Raw genomic sequence first — 13,641 nt, 5'->3', positions numbered from 1 at the left:
GCAACCGTGGCTTCCACGAACGACCTCAAGAACGGCATGGTGCTCAAGCTCGACGGTGACCAGCTCTGGTCCGTCGTCGAGTTCCAGCACGTCAAGCCCGGCAAGGGCCCGGCCTTCGTGCGCACCAAGCTCAAGCACGTGCTCTCCGGCAAGGTCGTCGACAAGACCTTCAACGCCGGCACGAAGGTCGAGACGGCCACCATCGACCGCCGTGACATGCAGTTCTCGTACATGGACGGCGAGTACTTCGTCTTCATGGACATGCAGACCTACGACCAGCTGATGGTCGACCGCAAGGCCGTCGGCGACGCCGCCAACTTCCTCATCGAGGGCTTCACCGCCTCGGTCGCGCAGCACGAGGGCTCGGTGCTGTACGTCGAGCTGCCCGCCGCCGTCGAGCTCACCATCGAGCACACCGACCCGGGCGTCCAGGGCGACCGCTCCACCGGCGGCACCAAGCCGGCGAAGCTGGAGACCGGCCACGAGATCCAGGTCCCCCTCTTCGTCAACACCGGCGAGAAGGTCAAGGTCGACACCCGCACCAGCGACTACCTCGGCCGGGTGAACAGCTAACCGTGGCTGCCCGGAGCAACGCGCGCAAGCGCGCCTTCCAGATCCTCTTCGAGGCCGACCAGCGCGGGGTGTCCGTCCGCGAGGTCCTCGCGGACTGGATCCGCCACGCGCGGTCGGACGACCGGCAGCCGCCGGTGAACGCCTTCACGATGGATCTCGTCGAGGGGTACGCCGACAAGGTGAACCGCATCGACGACCTGATCGTCACCTACGCCGTGGACTGGGACCTGGACCGCATGCCGGCCGCGGACCGGAACATCGTGCGGCTCGGTGCCTACGAGCTGATCTGGGTGGACGACACCCCGGACGCCGTGGCCATCGACGAGGCCGTCCAGCTGGCCAAGGAGTTCTCGACGGACGAGTCCCCCTCGTTCGTGAACGGGCTGCTGGCCCGCTTCAAGGACCTGAAGCCGAGCCTGCGGCGCAGCGAGAGCTGACCACCGCACGCGGCACCAGCACTGGCACCGCCATACGGAAGGGCCCGCAGCGCACACGCTGCGGGCCCTTCCGGCTGTGCGCGAGGGCGTGAAAAAGCCGGTGGCTGCCGGCCCCCCGAGGGGGTCCGGCAGCCACCGGTAACGTTTCTGCTGGTCTGGAGACCGGGGTCTCAGATCTCCTCGTGCGCCACGGCGCGACGGGCGTCGGCGTCCAGCACGCCCCAGCTGATGAGCTGCTCGGTCAGGACCGAGGGCGACTGGTCGTAGATGACGGCCAGGGTGCGCAGGTCGTCCTGGCGGATCGAGAGCACCTTGCCGTTGTAGTCGCCGCGCTGGCTCTGGATCGTCGCCGCGTAGCGCTGCAGCGGGCCGGCCTTCTCGGCGGGAACGCCCGCCAGCCGCTCCAGGTCGAGGCGCAGCTTCGGCGGCGGCTCGGCCGCACCGCCGGGCGTCGTACCCGGCAGCAGCTCCTGCACCGGCACCCCGTAGAAGTCCGCGAGCTCGGCAAGGCGCTGGACGGTCACGGCGCGGTCCCCGCGCTCGTAGGACCCGACCACCACGGCCTTCCAACGGCCCTGGGACTTCTCCTCGACACCGTGGAGGGAGAGGCCCTGCTGGGTGCGGATGGCGCGGAGCTTGGCCCCGAGCTGTTTGGCGTATTCGCTGGACATAACGCTCCCGGACGCTGTGACGCTGTGACTACATGGACACCATGCGGCTCCGCCGCGCGGGCTGGTAACTCACTGTGAGGTTACGCAGCGTTACTTGGGTGCGTCAAGCCGAATGGTCACCGCCGCCCTCGGCGGGCGGCCGCCGACGGCCCGTGGGCGTCCCCGCACGCCGGGCCGGTGCCGGGTCACCCGTCCGGCCCTGGTACCGTGTGAGACGTACATCAGACGTCCTTTAAGGTCCGTCCCGTGAGGCGGAGAAGGAGGTCCTTTTCATGGACGCCCAGCAGAACTCCGATTCCGCGCGCCCCGTACTGGAGGCGCAGGACATCGCACGGGTCCTGACCCGTATCGCCCACGAGATCGTCGAACGCGCCAAGGGCGCCGACGACGTGGTGCTCCTCGGCATCCCCACCCGCGGTGTGTACCTGGCCCGCCGGCTGGCCGCCAAGCTCGAAGAGATCACCGGCACGAAGATCCCGGTCGGTTCCCTCGACATCACCATGTACCGCGACGACCTGCGGATGAAGCCCGCCCGCGCGATCGGCCGCACCGAGATCCCCGGTGACGACCTCGACGGCCGCCTCGTCGTCCTCGTCGACGACGTCCTCTTCTCCGGCCGCACCATCCGCGCCGCGCTCGACGCCCTCGGCGACCTCGGCCGCCCCCGCGCGGTGCAGCTCGCCGTCCTCGTCGACCGGGGCCACCGCGAGCTGCCGATCCGCGCCGACTACGTCGGCAAGAACCTCCCCACGTCGCTGCGGGAGACCGTCAAGGTCCAGCTCCAGGAGGAGGACGGCCGTGACGCCGTGCTGCTCGGCCAGCGGACCGCCCCGGCAGCAGGGCAGTAGCCCACCACGACGACGGACCCCGGCGGGGTCCGCGCCGAGCCCTGCCCTGCCCGCTCGCACCCCTGTACGTCAGTCCGCTGCACGTCAGTCCGCCTGCATCCCGCCCTCCCGACCTACGGAGCCATCCAGATGAAGCGCCACCTCATCTCGGCCGCCGACCTCACGCGCGACGACGCCGTCCTGATCCTCGACACCGCCGAGGAGATGGCCCGCGTCGCGGACCGGCCGATCAAGAAGCTGCCCACCCTGCGCGGCCTCACCGTCGTCAACCTCTTCTTCGAGGACTCCACCCGCACCCGGATCTCCTTCGAGGCGGCCGCCAAGCGGCTCTCCGCGGACGTCATCAACTTCTCCGCCAAGGGCTCCTCCGTTTCCAAGGGCGAATCCCTGAAGGACACGGCGCTGACCCTGGAGGCGATGGGCGCCGACGCGGTCGTCATCCGCCACCACGCCTCCGGCGCCCCCTACCGGCTCGCGACCTCCGGCTGGATCGACTCCGCCGTGGTCAACGCCGGCGACGGCACCCACGAGCACCCCACCCAGGCCCTGCTGGACGCCTTCACCATGCGCCGCCGCCTGGTCGGCCGGGACGCCGGCCTCGGCAAGGACCTCTCCGGCCGCCGCATCACCATCGTCGGCGACGTGCTGCACAGCCGGGTGGCCCGCTCCAACGTCCACCTGCTGCACACCCTCGGCGCCGAGGTCACCCTGGTGGCCCCGCCCACCCTGGTCCCGATCGGCGTCGAGACCTGGCCCTGCGAGGTCTCCTACAGCCTCGACGACGTGCTGCCGAAGTCCGATGCGGTGATGATGCTGCGTGTGCAGCGCGAACGCATGAACGCCGCCTTCTTCCCGACCGAGCGCGAGTACTCCCGCCGGTACGGGCTCGACGGCGACCGGATGGCCAAGATGCCCGAGCACGCCATCGTGATGCACCCCGGCCCGATGAACCGCGGCATGGAGATCACCGCCCAGGTCGCCGACTCCGACCGCTGCACGGCCGTCGAGCAGGTCGCCAACGGCGTCTCCACCCGGATGGCCGTCCTCTACCTGCTGCTCGGCGGATCCGAGCCCGCCGTCACCACCACCCCCGCCGCGCGTACCGAGGAGAGCAAGTAACCATGAGCAAGATCCTTATCCGTGGCGCGAAGGTCCTCGGCGGCGAGGCGCAGGACGTCCTGATCGACGGCGAGACCATCGCGGAGGTCGGCACCGGCCTGTCCGCCGAGGGCGCGACCGTCATCGAGGCCGAGGGCCAGGTCCTCCTCCCCGGCCTCGTCGACCTGCACACCCACCTGCGCGAGCCCGGCCGCGAGGACTCCGAGACCGTCCTGACCGGCACCCGCGCCGCGGCCTCCGGCGGCTACACCGCCGTCTTCGCCATGGCGAACACCTTCCCGGTCGCCGACACCGCCGGCGTCGTCGAGCAGGTGTGGCGCCTGGGCAAGGAGTCCGGCTACTGCGACGTGCAGCCCATCGGCGCCGTCACCGTCGGCCTGGAGGGCAAGCAGCTCTCCGAGCTGGGCGCCATGCACGAGTCCGCCGCCCGCGTCACCGTCTTCTCCGACGACGGCAAGTGCGTGGACGACGCCGTGATCATGCGCCGCGCCCTGGAGTACGTGAAGGCCTTCGGCGGCGTCGTCGCCCAGCACGCCCAGGAGCCCCGCCTCACCGAGGGCGCCCAGATGAACGAGGGCATCGTCTCCGCCGAGCTCGGCCTCGGCGGCTGGCCCGCCGTCGCCGAGGAGTCGATCATCGCGCGCGACGTCCTCCTCGCCGAGCACGTCGGCTCCCGCGTCCACATCTGCCACCTCTCCACCGCCGGCTCCGTCGAGATCGTCCGCTGGGCCAAGTCCCGCGGCATCGACGTCACCGCCGAGGTCACCCCGCACCACCTGCTCCTCACCGACGAGCTCGTCCGCTCGTACAACGCGGTCTACAAGGTCAACCCGCCGCTGCGCACCGAGCGCGACGTCATGGCCCTGCGCGAGGCGCTCGCCGACGGCACGATCGACATCGTCGCCACCGACCACGCCCCGCATCCGCACGAGGACAAGGACTGCGAGTGGGCCGCCGCCGCCATGGGCATGGTCGGCCTGGAGACCGCGCTCTCCGTCGTCCAGCAGACGATGGTGGAGACCGGGCTGCTGGACTGGGCGGGCGTTGCCGACCGCATGAGCGCCGCCCCGGCGCGCATCGGCGGTCTCGAGAACCACGGCCGTCCCGTCTCGGCAGGTGAACCCGCGAACCTCACCCTGGTCGACACCTCGTACCGTGGTGTCGTGGACCCCGCACGCTTCGCCTCCCGCAGCCGCAACACGCCCTACGAGGGCCGCGAGCTCCCGGGACGCGTCACTCACACCTTCCTGCGGGGCCGGGCAACGGTCGTGGACGGGAATCTCGCGTGACACCTGCAGTGATCCAACTGGCCGCGGAGGCCGCCGAACGACAGTCGGCGGAGGTGACCGAGGTGGGCGCCCGCATCGCATGGGTGATCGGGCTCGCCGTCTTCGTCGCCTTCGTGTACTGGCTGATGCGGCAGGGCTGGAAATGGCGCGGAGCCCTGCAGAACGACCTGCCCGAGCTCCCCGCCACCCCCGACGGACTCCCCGAGCACCGGCTGGCCCTCACCGGCCGCTACCACGGCTCCACCACCGCCGGGCAGTGGCTCGACCGGATCGTCGCCCACGGTCTGGGCGTCCGCAGCCGGGTCGAGCTCACGCTCACCGACGCGGGCCTGGACGTGGTCCGACCGGGTGCCGGCGACTTCTTCGTACCGGCCGCGCAGCTGCGCGGCGCCCGCCTCGACAAGGGAATCGCGGGCAAGGTACTCACCGAGGGCGGTCTGCTCGTCGTCACCTGGGCGCACGGCGACAAGCTGATCGACTCCGGATTCCGCTCCGACCGCGCGGCCGAGCACGCCGCATGGGTCGAAGCGATCAACCTCATGAACTCATCCATCACGACGGAAGGCGCCGAACGATGACGACCTCCACCAGGGGAGCAGCCAAAGCTCCCGCCGTACTCGTCCTGGAGGACGGCCGCATCTTCCGCGGCCGCGCCTACGGCGCAGTGGGGGAGACCTTCGGCGAGGCCGTGTTCTCCACCGGCATGACCGGCTACCAGGAGACCCTCACCGACCCGTCGTACCACCGGCAGGTCGTCGTGATGACCGCCCCCCACGTCGGCAACACCGGCGTCAACGACGAGGACCCCGAGTCCTCGCGGATCTGGGTCTCCGGCTACGTCGTCCGCGACCCCGCCCGCATCCCCTCCAACTGGCGCTCGCAGCGCTCGCTGGACGAGGAGCTCACCCGGCAGGGCGTCGTCGGCATCTCCGGCATCGACACCCGCGCCCTCACCCGCCACCTGCGCGAGCGCGGCGCCATGCGCGTCGGCATCTTCTCCGGTGACACCTGGGTCGGCATCCGCGACGAGGCCCTGCTGGCCAAGGTCCGCTCGCAGCCCGAGATGAAGGGCGCGAACCTCTCCGCCGAGGTCGCCACCAAGGAGGCGTACGTCGTCCCCGCGATCGGCGAGAAGCGCTTCACCGTCGCCGCCGTCGACCTCGGCATCAAGGGCATGACCCCGCACCGCATGGCCGAGCGCGGCATCGAGGTCCACGTGCTGCCCGCCACCGCCACCGTCGAGGACGTGTACGCGGTCGACCCCGACGGCGTGTTCTTCTCCAACGGCCCGGGCGACCCGGCCACCGCCGACGGCCCCGTCGCCGTCATGCGGGGCGTGCTGGAGCGCAAGACCCCGCTCTTCGGCATCTGCTTCGGCAACCAGATCCTGGGCCGCGCGCTCGGCTTCGGCACCTACAAGCTGAAGTACGGCCACCGCGGCATCAACCAGCCGGTCCAGGACCGCACCACCGGCAAGGTCGAGGTCACCGCGCACAACCACGGCTTCGCCGTGGACGCGCCCCTCGACAAGGTCTCCGAGACCCCCTACGGCCGCGCCGAGGTCTCCCACGTCTGCCTGAACGACCAGGTCGTCGAGGGCCTCCAGCTGCTCGACCAGCCGGCCTTCTCCGTCCAGTACCACCCCGAAGCGGCCGCGGGCCCGCACGACGCCGCGTACCTCTTCGACCGTTTCGTATCCCTGATGGAGGCCGAGCGTGCCTAAGCGCACCGATATCCAGTCCGTCCTGGTCATCGGCTCCGGCCCGATCGTCATCGGCCAGGCCGCGGAGTTCGACTACTCCGGCACCCAGGCCTGCCGCGTCCTCAAGGCCGAGGGCCTGCGCGTCATCCTGGTCAACTCCAACCCCGCGACGATCATGACCGACCCGGAGATCGCCGACGCCACGTACGTCGAGCCGATCACCCCCGAGTTCGTCGAGAAGATCATCGCGAAGGAGCGCCCCGACGCGCTGCTCCCCACCCTCGGCGGCCAGACCGCGCTGAACACCGCCATCTCCATGCACGAGCAGGGTGTGCTGGAGAAGTACGGCGTCGAGCTGATCGGCGCCAACGTCGAGGCCATCAACAAGGGCGAGGACCGCGACCTCTTCAAGGGCGTCGTCGAGGCCGTCAAGGCCAAGATCGGCTACGGCGAGTCCGCCCGCTCGGTCATCTGCCACTCGATGGACGACGTCCTCAAGGGCGTCGACACCCTCGGCGGCTACCCCGTCGTCGTCCGCCCCTCCTTCACCATGGGCGGCGCCGGCTCCGGCTTCGCCCACGACGAGGACGAACTGCGCCGCATCGCCGGCCAGGGCCTCACGCTCTCCCCGACCACCGAGGTGCTCCTGGAGGAGTCCATCCTCGGCTGGAAGGAGTACGAGCTGGAGCTGATGCGCGACACCAAGGACAACGTGGTCGTCGTCTGCTCCATCGAGAACTTCGACCCGATGGGCGTCCACACCGGCGACTCCATCACCGTGGCCCCGGCCATGACCCTCACCGACCGCGAGTACCAGCGGCTGCGCGACATCGGCATCGCGATCATCCGCGAGGTCGGCGTCGACACCGGCGGCTGCAACATCCAGTTCGCGATCGACCCGGCCGACGGCCGCGTCATCGTCATCGAGATGAACCCGCGCGTCTCGCGCTCCTCGGCGCTCGCGTCGAAGGCGACCGGCTTCCCGATCGCCAAGATCGCCGCCAAGCTGGCCATCGGGTACACCCTCGACGAGGTCCCCAACGACATCACCGAGAAGACGCCGGCCTCCTTCGAGCCGACGCTCGACTACGTCGTCGTCAAGGCCCCGCGCTTCGCCTTCGAGAAGTTCCCGCTCGCCGACGCCACCCTGACCACGACCATGAAGTCGGTCGGCGAGGCCATGGCCATCGGCCGCAACTTCACCGAGGCCCTCCAGAAGGCCATGCGCTCGCTGGAGAAGAAGGGCTCCCAGTTCACCTTCGTCGGCGAGCCCGGCGACAAGGAGGAGCTCCTCGCCACCGCGGTCCGCCCCACCGACGGCCGGATCAACACCGTCATGCAGGCCATCCGCGCCGGCGCCACCCAGGAGGAGGTCTTCGAGTCCACGAAGATCGACCCCTGGTTCGTCGACCAGCTCTTCCTGATCAAGGAGATCGCCGACGAGCTCGCCGGCGCCGAGAAGCTGGAGCCCGAGCTGCTCGCCGAGGCCAAGCGCCACGGCTTCTCGGACGCCCAGATCGCCGAGATCCGCGGCCTGCGCGAGGACGTCGTCCGCGAGGTGCGCCACGCCCTCGGGGTCCGCCCGGTCTACAAGACGGTCGACACCTGCGCCGCCGAGTTCGCCGCGAAGACCCCGTACTTCTACTCCTCCTACGACGAGGAGTCCGAGGTCGCCCCGCGCGAGAAGCCCGCGGTCATCATCCTGGGCTCCGGCCCGAACCGCATCGGCCAGGGCATCGAGTTCGACTACTCCTGCGTCCACGCCTCCTTCGCCCTCAGCGACGCCGGCTACGAGACCGTGATGGTCAACTGCAACCCGGAGACCGTCTCCACCGACTACAACACCTCCGACCGCCTGTACTTCGAGCCGCTGACGCTCGAGGACGTGCTGGAGATCGTCCACGCGGAGTCCCTCGCCGGCCCCATCGCCGGTGTCGTCGTGCAGCTCGGCGGCCAGACCCCGCTCGGCCTCGCCCAGGCCCTCAAGGACAACGGCGTCCCCGTCGTCGGCACCTCGCCCGAGGCGATCCACGCCGCCGAGGACCGCGGCGCCTTCGGCCGGGTCCTCGCCGAGGCCGGCCTGCCGGCCCCCAAGCACGGCACCGCCACCACCTTCGCCGGTGCCAAGGCGATCGCCGACGAGATCGGCTACCCGGTCCTGGTGCGCCCGTCCTACGTGCTCGGCGGCCGCGGCATGGAGATCGTCTACGACGAGACCCGCCTGGAGTCGTACATCGCGGAGTCCACCGAGATCTCCCCGACCCGCCCCGTGCTGGTCGACCGCTTCCTCGACGACGCCATCGAGATCGACGTCGACGCCCTCTACGACGGCAACGAGCTCTACCTCGGCGGCGTCATGGAGCACATCGAGGAAGCCGGCATCCACTCCGGCGACTCCGCCTGCGCCCTGCCCCCGATCACCCTCGGCGGCTACAACATCAAGCGCCTGCGCGCCTCCACCGAGGCCATCGCCAAGGGCGTCGGCGTGCGCGGCCTGATCAACATCCAGTTCGCGATGGCGGGCGACATCCTCTACGTCCTGGAGGCCAACCCGCGCGCCTCCCGGACCGTCCCCTTCACCTCGAAGGCCACGGCCGTCCCGCTCGCCAAGGCCGCCGCGCGCATCTCCCTCGGCAGCACCATCGCCGAGCTGCGCGAGGAGGGCCTGCTGCCGCGGACCGGCGACGGCGGCACCCTGCCGATCGACGCGCCGATCTCCGTCAAGGAGGCCGTGATGCCGTGGTCGCGCTTCCGCGACATCCACGGCCGCGGCGTGGACACCGTCCTCGGCCCGGAGATGCGCTCCACCGGCGAGGTCATGGGCATCGACGCCGTCTTCGGCACCGCCTACGCCAAGTCGCAGGCCGGCGCCTACGGCCCGCTGCCCACCAAGGGCCGCGCGTTCATCTCCGTCGCCAACCGCGACAAGCGTTCGATGATCTTCCCGGCGCGCGAGCTCGTCGCCCACGGCTTCGAGCTGATGGCCACCTCCGGCACCGCCGAGGTGCTGCGCCGCAACGGCATCAACGTGACCGTGGTGCGCAAGCTCAGCGAGGGCGAGGGCCCGAACGGCGAGAAGACCGTCGTCCAGCTGATCCACGACGGCCAGGTCGACCTGATCGTCAACACGCCGTACGGCACCGGTGGCCGCCTCGACGGCTACGAGATCCGCACGGCGGCCGTGGCGCGCGGCGTCCCGTGCCTGACGACGGTCCAGGCGCTCGCCGCGGCCGTCCAGGGCATCGACGCGCTCAACCGCGGTGACGTGGGCGTCCGCTCCCTCCAGGAGCACGCGGACCACCTGATCGCGGCCCGCGACTAGCAGCCCGTTCGAGAGGGGGGCACCGGCGACAGCGACCGGTGTCCCCCCTTTCATGAGGTCCGTCAGAGCGCACAAGGGATTCAAGGGATAAAACGGACGATGTACAAGCTGTTCTTCAACCTGGTCTTCAAGCGAATGGACCCCGAGCGGGCCCACTACACGGCCTTCCGCTGGATCCGCCTCGCCGCCCGCACCCCGGTGCTCCGCACCTTCGTCGCCGCCTACCTCGCCCCCCGCCACAAGGAGCTGCGCACCGAGGCCCTGGGCCTGCGCTTCCACGGCCCCTTCGGCCTGGCCGCCGGCTTCGACAAGAACGCCGTCGCCATCGACGGCATGTCCATGCTCGGGTTCGACCACGTCGAGATCGGCACGGTCACCGGCCTGCCGCAGCCCGGCAACCCGAAGAAGCGGCTCTTCCGCCTGGTCCCGGACCGGGCGCTGATCAACCGCATGGGCTTCAACAACGAGGGCTCCGAGGCCGTCGCCGCCCGTCTGGCCGCCCGCACCCCCGTCTTCCGCACCGTCGTCGGCGTCAACATCGGCAAGACCAAGGTCGTGCCGGAGGCCGACGCCGCCGCCGACTACGTGCTGTCCACCGAGCGCCTGGCCCGCCACGCCGACTACCTCGTGGTCAACGTCTCCTCCCCGAACACCCCCGGCCTGCGCAACCTCCAGGCCACGGAGTCCCTGCGGCCGCTGCTCACCGCCGTGCGCGAGGCCGCGGACCGCACGGTCGCCGACCGCCGGGTCCCGCTGCTGGTTAAGATCGCCCCCGACCTCGCCGACGAGGACGTGGACGCCGTCGCCGACCTGGCGCTGGAGCTCGGCCTCGACGGCATCATCGCCACCAACACCACCATCGCGCGCGAGGGCCTCGGTCTGAAGTCCGCGCCCTCCCTGGTGAAGGAGACCGGCGGCCTGTCCGGCGCCCCCGTCAAGGAGCGCTCCCTGGAGGTCCTGCGCCGCCTGTACGCCCGCGTGGGCGACCGCCTGGTCCTGGTGGGCGTCGGCGGCATCGAGAACGCCGAGGACGCCTGGCAGCGGATCCTCGCCGGGGCCACCCTGGTCCAGGGCTACAGCGCCTTCATCTACGAGGGCCCCTGCTACGCCCGCGCCATCCACAAGGGCCTGGCCGCACGCCTGGCCGCCAGCCCGTACGCGACCCTCGCCGACGCGGTGGGCGCCGAGACCCGGAAGGACGCACAGTGACCCCCTTCGGAACCCGCCTCCGCGAGGCGATGGACACCCGCGGCCCGCTCTGCGTGGGCATCGACCCGCACGCGTCCCTGCTGGACTCCTGGGGCCTGGCCGACGACGTCGCGGGCGTGGAGCGGTTCTCCCGGACGGTGGTCGAGGCGCTGGCCGGCCAGGTGGCCGTCTTCAAGCCGCAGGCCGCCTTCTTCGAGCGGTTCGGCTCCCGCGGTGTCGCCGTGCTGGAGCGCACGGTCGCCGACGTCCGCGCGGCGGGCGGCCTGGTGGTCATGGATGCCAAGCGCGGCGACATCGGCTCCACCATGGCGGCGTACGCCGAGGCCTTCCTGCGCAAGGACTCACCGCTCTTCTCCGACGCCCTGACGGTCTCCCCGTACCTGGGCTACGGCTCGCTGGCGCCCGCCGTGGAGCTGGCCCGGGAGAACGGCGCCGGCCTGTTCGTCCTCGCCCTCACCTCCAACCCGGAAGGGGCGCAGGTGCAGCGGGCGGTGCGCGAGGACGGGCTGAGCGTCGGCGCGACCATGCTGCGCCACCTGGCCGCCGAGAACGCCGGCGCCGCGCCCATGGGCTCCTTCGGCGCGGTGGTCGGCGCCACGCTCGGCGACCTGTCCTCGTTCGACCTCGACATCAACGGCCCGCTGCTGGCCCCGGGCGTCGGCGCGCAGGGCGCGACCGCGGCGGACCTCCAGGCGGTCTTCGGCGCCGCCGTGCGCAACGTGGTGCCCAACGTCTCCCGCGGGGTGCTCCGGCACGGTCCGGACGCGGCGGCGCTGCGGGAGGCCGCGGCGCGCTTCGCGGACGAGATCCGCGCGGCCGTCGAGGCGTAGCCGAACACGTCCGCGACCCCGTTCCGCATCCGCGCGGAGCGGGGGCTCGCACGTCCTGACGAAATTCGAACGTACTTCACCGGACAAAACGGGGGTATTTTGTCCGTGATGTACGGTTCAGTGGAGGCTGACCAGGACTTTTCGTTCGTTCTCGCTGACTGGAGCGGTGTTGGCCGCTAGTCTCCGAGCAGAGTGAACGCGCAGCGAACGAGTTCCATCGCTGTTCGGGAGCTCTCCAGGTGTGGTGCCTTTGGGTTCCCCACCGGTCCGTATCCGACAGTTCGACATCCGAGGTGACGTAGGCGTGGCTCTTCCGCCCCTTACCCCTGAACAGCGCGCAGCCGCGCTCGAAAAGGCCGCCGCGGCTCGCCGGGAGCGGGCCGAGGTGAAGAATCGACTCAAGCACTCCGGCGCCTCGCTCCAGGAGGTCATCAAGACGGGTCAGGAGAACGACGTCATCGGCAAGATGAAGGTCTCCGCCCTGCTCGAGTCCCTCCCCGGCGTGGGCAAGGTCCGCGCCAAGCAGATCATGGAGCGTCTCGGCATCTCCGAGTCCCGGCGTGTCCGAGGTCTCGGTTCCAACCAGATCGCCTCTCTGGAGCGCGAGTTCGGCAGCACCGGCGCCTGAGGCGTCGCCTGGCGTTCTCCCGGTGTTCTCAGGCAGTCCCGAGAGCCTGGATAATCGCTCTATGGCAGCAGAGGTTCGTCCGCGGCTGACCGTGCTCTCCGGCCCCTCGGGGGTCGGCAAGAGCACGGTCGTCGCGCATATGCGCAAGGTTCACCCCGAGGTATGGCTCTCGGTGTCGGCCACCACCCGCAAGCCGCGGCCCGGTGAGCGACACGGAGTCCAGTACTTCTTCGTCAACGACGACGAGTTCGACAAGCTGATCGCCAACGGCGAGCTGCTGGAGTGGGCCGAGTTCGCGGGCAACCGCTACGGCACTCCGCGCGGCGCGGTGCTGGAGCGCCTGGAAAACGGCGAGCCGGTACTGCTGGAGATCGACCTCCAGGGAGCACGGCTCGTCCGCGAGTCGATGCCCGAGGCACAGCTGGTCTTCCTGGCCCCGCCGAGCTGGGACGAGCTGGTCCGCCGGCTCACCGGCCGGGGCACGGAGTCGGCCGAGGTCATCGAGCGCCGCCTGGGCGCCGCCAAGGTGGAGCTCGCTGCCGAGTCCGAGTTCGACGTCACCCTCGTCAACACCTCCGTCGAGGACGTGGCACGCGAGCTGCTAGCCTTGATGCACGTTGTCTGATCGCCGATCGATGCCCACGCGTCGCCCGGCAGCAGGTCAGGCCGATCTTTCACCCATCTTCGGAAGGTAGAGCGTGTCCTCTTCCATCACTGCGCCCGAGGGCATCATCAACCCGCCGATCGACGAGCTGCTCGAGGCCACGGACTCGAAGTACAGCCTCGTGATCTACGCGGCCAAGCGGGCGCGTCAGATCAACGCGTACTACTCGCAGCTCGGCGAGGGCCTGCTCGAGTACGTCGGCCCGCTGGTGGACACCCACGTCCACGAGAAGCCGCTCTCGATTGCGCTGCGCGAGATCAACGCGGGTCTGCTGACCTCCGAGGCCATCGAGGCCCCGGCCCAGTAAGGCACCAGGAATTCCTTTCACCACAGGCCCGGCAGAACATCT

At 70.4% G+C, this 13,641-nt stretch carries 14 protein-coding genes; 13 read left to right on the top strand and 1 reads right to left on the bottom strand.

Going from position 1 to position 13,641, the window contains the following annotated elements:
• The first annotated feature begins 6 nt into the window (after positions 1–6).
• On the top strand, positions 7–573 hold the full coding sequence (efp, locus tag ACPU2J_RS06600; RefSeq protein WP_361593717.1) for an elongation factor P: 567 nt from the start codon (positions 7–9) through the stop codon (positions 571–573).
• Positions 574–575: 2 nt separating this feature from the next.
• Entirely contained in the window at positions 576–1,010 is a 435-nt protein-coding gene (gene nusB, locus ACPU2J_RS06595; protein ID WP_045322065.1) for a transcription antitermination factor NusB, read from the top strand.
• A gap of 170 nt (positions 1,011–1,180) precedes the next feature.
• On the opposite strand, the gene bldD is transcribed toward nusB, so the two are convergent.
• Complete coding sequence (gene bldD / locus ACPU2J_RS06590) at positions 1,181–1,681, bottom strand: transcriptional regulator BldD (RefSeq protein ID WP_360865953.1); 501 nt, start codon at positions 1,679–1,681, stop codon at positions 1,181–1,183.
• A 272-nt stretch (positions 1,682–1,953) separates the two neighbouring features.
• Here bldD and pyrR point away from each other — a divergent pair, with 272 nt between their 5' ends.
• From pyrR to rpoZ, 11 genes are all read left to right on the top strand, one after another.
• Positions 1,954–2,529, top strand: a complete 576-nt coding sequence (gene pyrR / locus ACPU2J_RS06585; protein ID WP_361593720.1) for a bifunctional pyr operon transcriptional regulator/uracil phosphoribosyltransferase PyrR — start codon at positions 1,954–1,956, stop codon at positions 2,527–2,529.
• 129 nt (positions 2,530–2,658) lie between these two features.
• Complete coding sequence (locus ACPU2J_RS06580) at positions 2,659–3,648, top strand: aspartate carbamoyltransferase catalytic subunit (protein WP_030965744.1); 990 nt, start codon at positions 2,659–2,661, stop codon at positions 3,646–3,648.
• A gap of 2 nt (positions 3,649–3,650) precedes the next feature.
• Entirely contained in the window at positions 3,651–4,937 is a 1,287-nt protein-coding gene (locus ACPU2J_RS06575) for a dihydroorotase (protein WP_423832944.1), read from the top strand.
• Positions 4,934–5,515: a hypothetical protein gene (locus ACPU2J_RS06570; RefSeq protein ID WP_361593726.1), complete on the top strand. Its 582-nt coding sequence runs from the start codon at positions 4,934–4,936 to the stop codon at positions 5,513–5,515. The genes ACPU2J_RS06575 and ACPU2J_RS06570 overlap by 4 nt, the downstream gene beginning before the upstream one ends.
• Positions 5,512–6,660 (top strand): glutamine-hydrolyzing carbamoyl-phosphate synthase small subunit, encoded by a 1,149-nt coding sequence (carA, locus tag ACPU2J_RS06565; RefSeq protein ID WP_420081379.1) that lies wholly within the window; start codon positions 5,512–5,514, stop codon positions 6,658–6,660. Before ACPU2J_RS06570 ends, carA begins: the two co-directional genes overlap by 4 nt.
• A complete protein-coding gene (gene carB / locus ACPU2J_RS06560) occupies positions 6,653–9,961 on the top strand; it encodes a carbamoyl-phosphate synthase large subunit (RefSeq protein ID WP_423832943.1) in 3,309 nt (1,102 codons plus the stop codon). Before carA ends, carB begins: the two co-directional genes overlap by 8 nt.
• Positions 9,962–10,060: 99 nt before the next feature.
• On the top strand, positions 10,061–11,170 hold the full coding sequence (locus tag ACPU2J_RS06555; protein WP_420081381.1) for a quinone-dependent dihydroorotate dehydrogenase: 1,110 nt from the start codon (positions 10,061–10,063) through the stop codon (positions 11,168–11,170).
• The gene (gene pyrF, locus ACPU2J_RS06550) at positions 11,167–12,000 is read left to right on the top strand and encodes an orotidine-5'-phosphate decarboxylase (RefSeq protein ID WP_423832942.1); all 834 of its coding nucleotides are present in this window, start codon (positions 11,167–11,169) and stop codon (positions 11,998–12,000) included. Before ACPU2J_RS06555 ends, pyrF begins: the two co-directional genes overlap by 4 nt.
• A 304-nt stretch (positions 12,001–12,304) precedes the next feature.
• Positions 12,305–12,628, top strand: a complete 324-nt coding sequence (locus tag ACPU2J_RS06545) for an integration host factor (RefSeq protein ID WP_030008746.1) — start codon at positions 12,305–12,307, stop codon at positions 12,626–12,628.
• Positions 12,629–12,689: 61 nt separating this feature from the next.
• On the top strand, positions 12,690–13,253 hold the full coding sequence (gene gmk / locus ACPU2J_RS06540) for a guanylate kinase (RefSeq protein ID WP_361593734.1): 564 nt from the start codon (positions 12,690–12,692) through the stop codon (positions 13,251–13,253).
• Positions 13,254–13,326: 73 nt separating this feature from the next.
• Positions 13,327–13,599, top strand: a complete 273-nt coding sequence (gene rpoZ / locus ACPU2J_RS06535; RefSeq protein ID WP_004948662.1) for a DNA-directed RNA polymerase subunit omega — start codon at positions 13,327–13,329, stop codon at positions 13,597–13,599.
• The last annotated feature ends 42 nt before the right edge of the window (positions 13,600–13,641 follow it).

Origin of the sequence: Streptomyces manipurensis, assembly GCF_049570255.1 — a bacterium.
GTDB classification, from domain to species: Bacteria; Actinomycetota; Actinomycetes; order Streptomycetales; family Streptomycetaceae; genus Streptomyces; species Streptomyces manipurensis.
The sequence above is the reverse complement of the archived record's forward strand: the minus strand, read 5'-3'. Positions and strand labels throughout refer to the sequence as shown.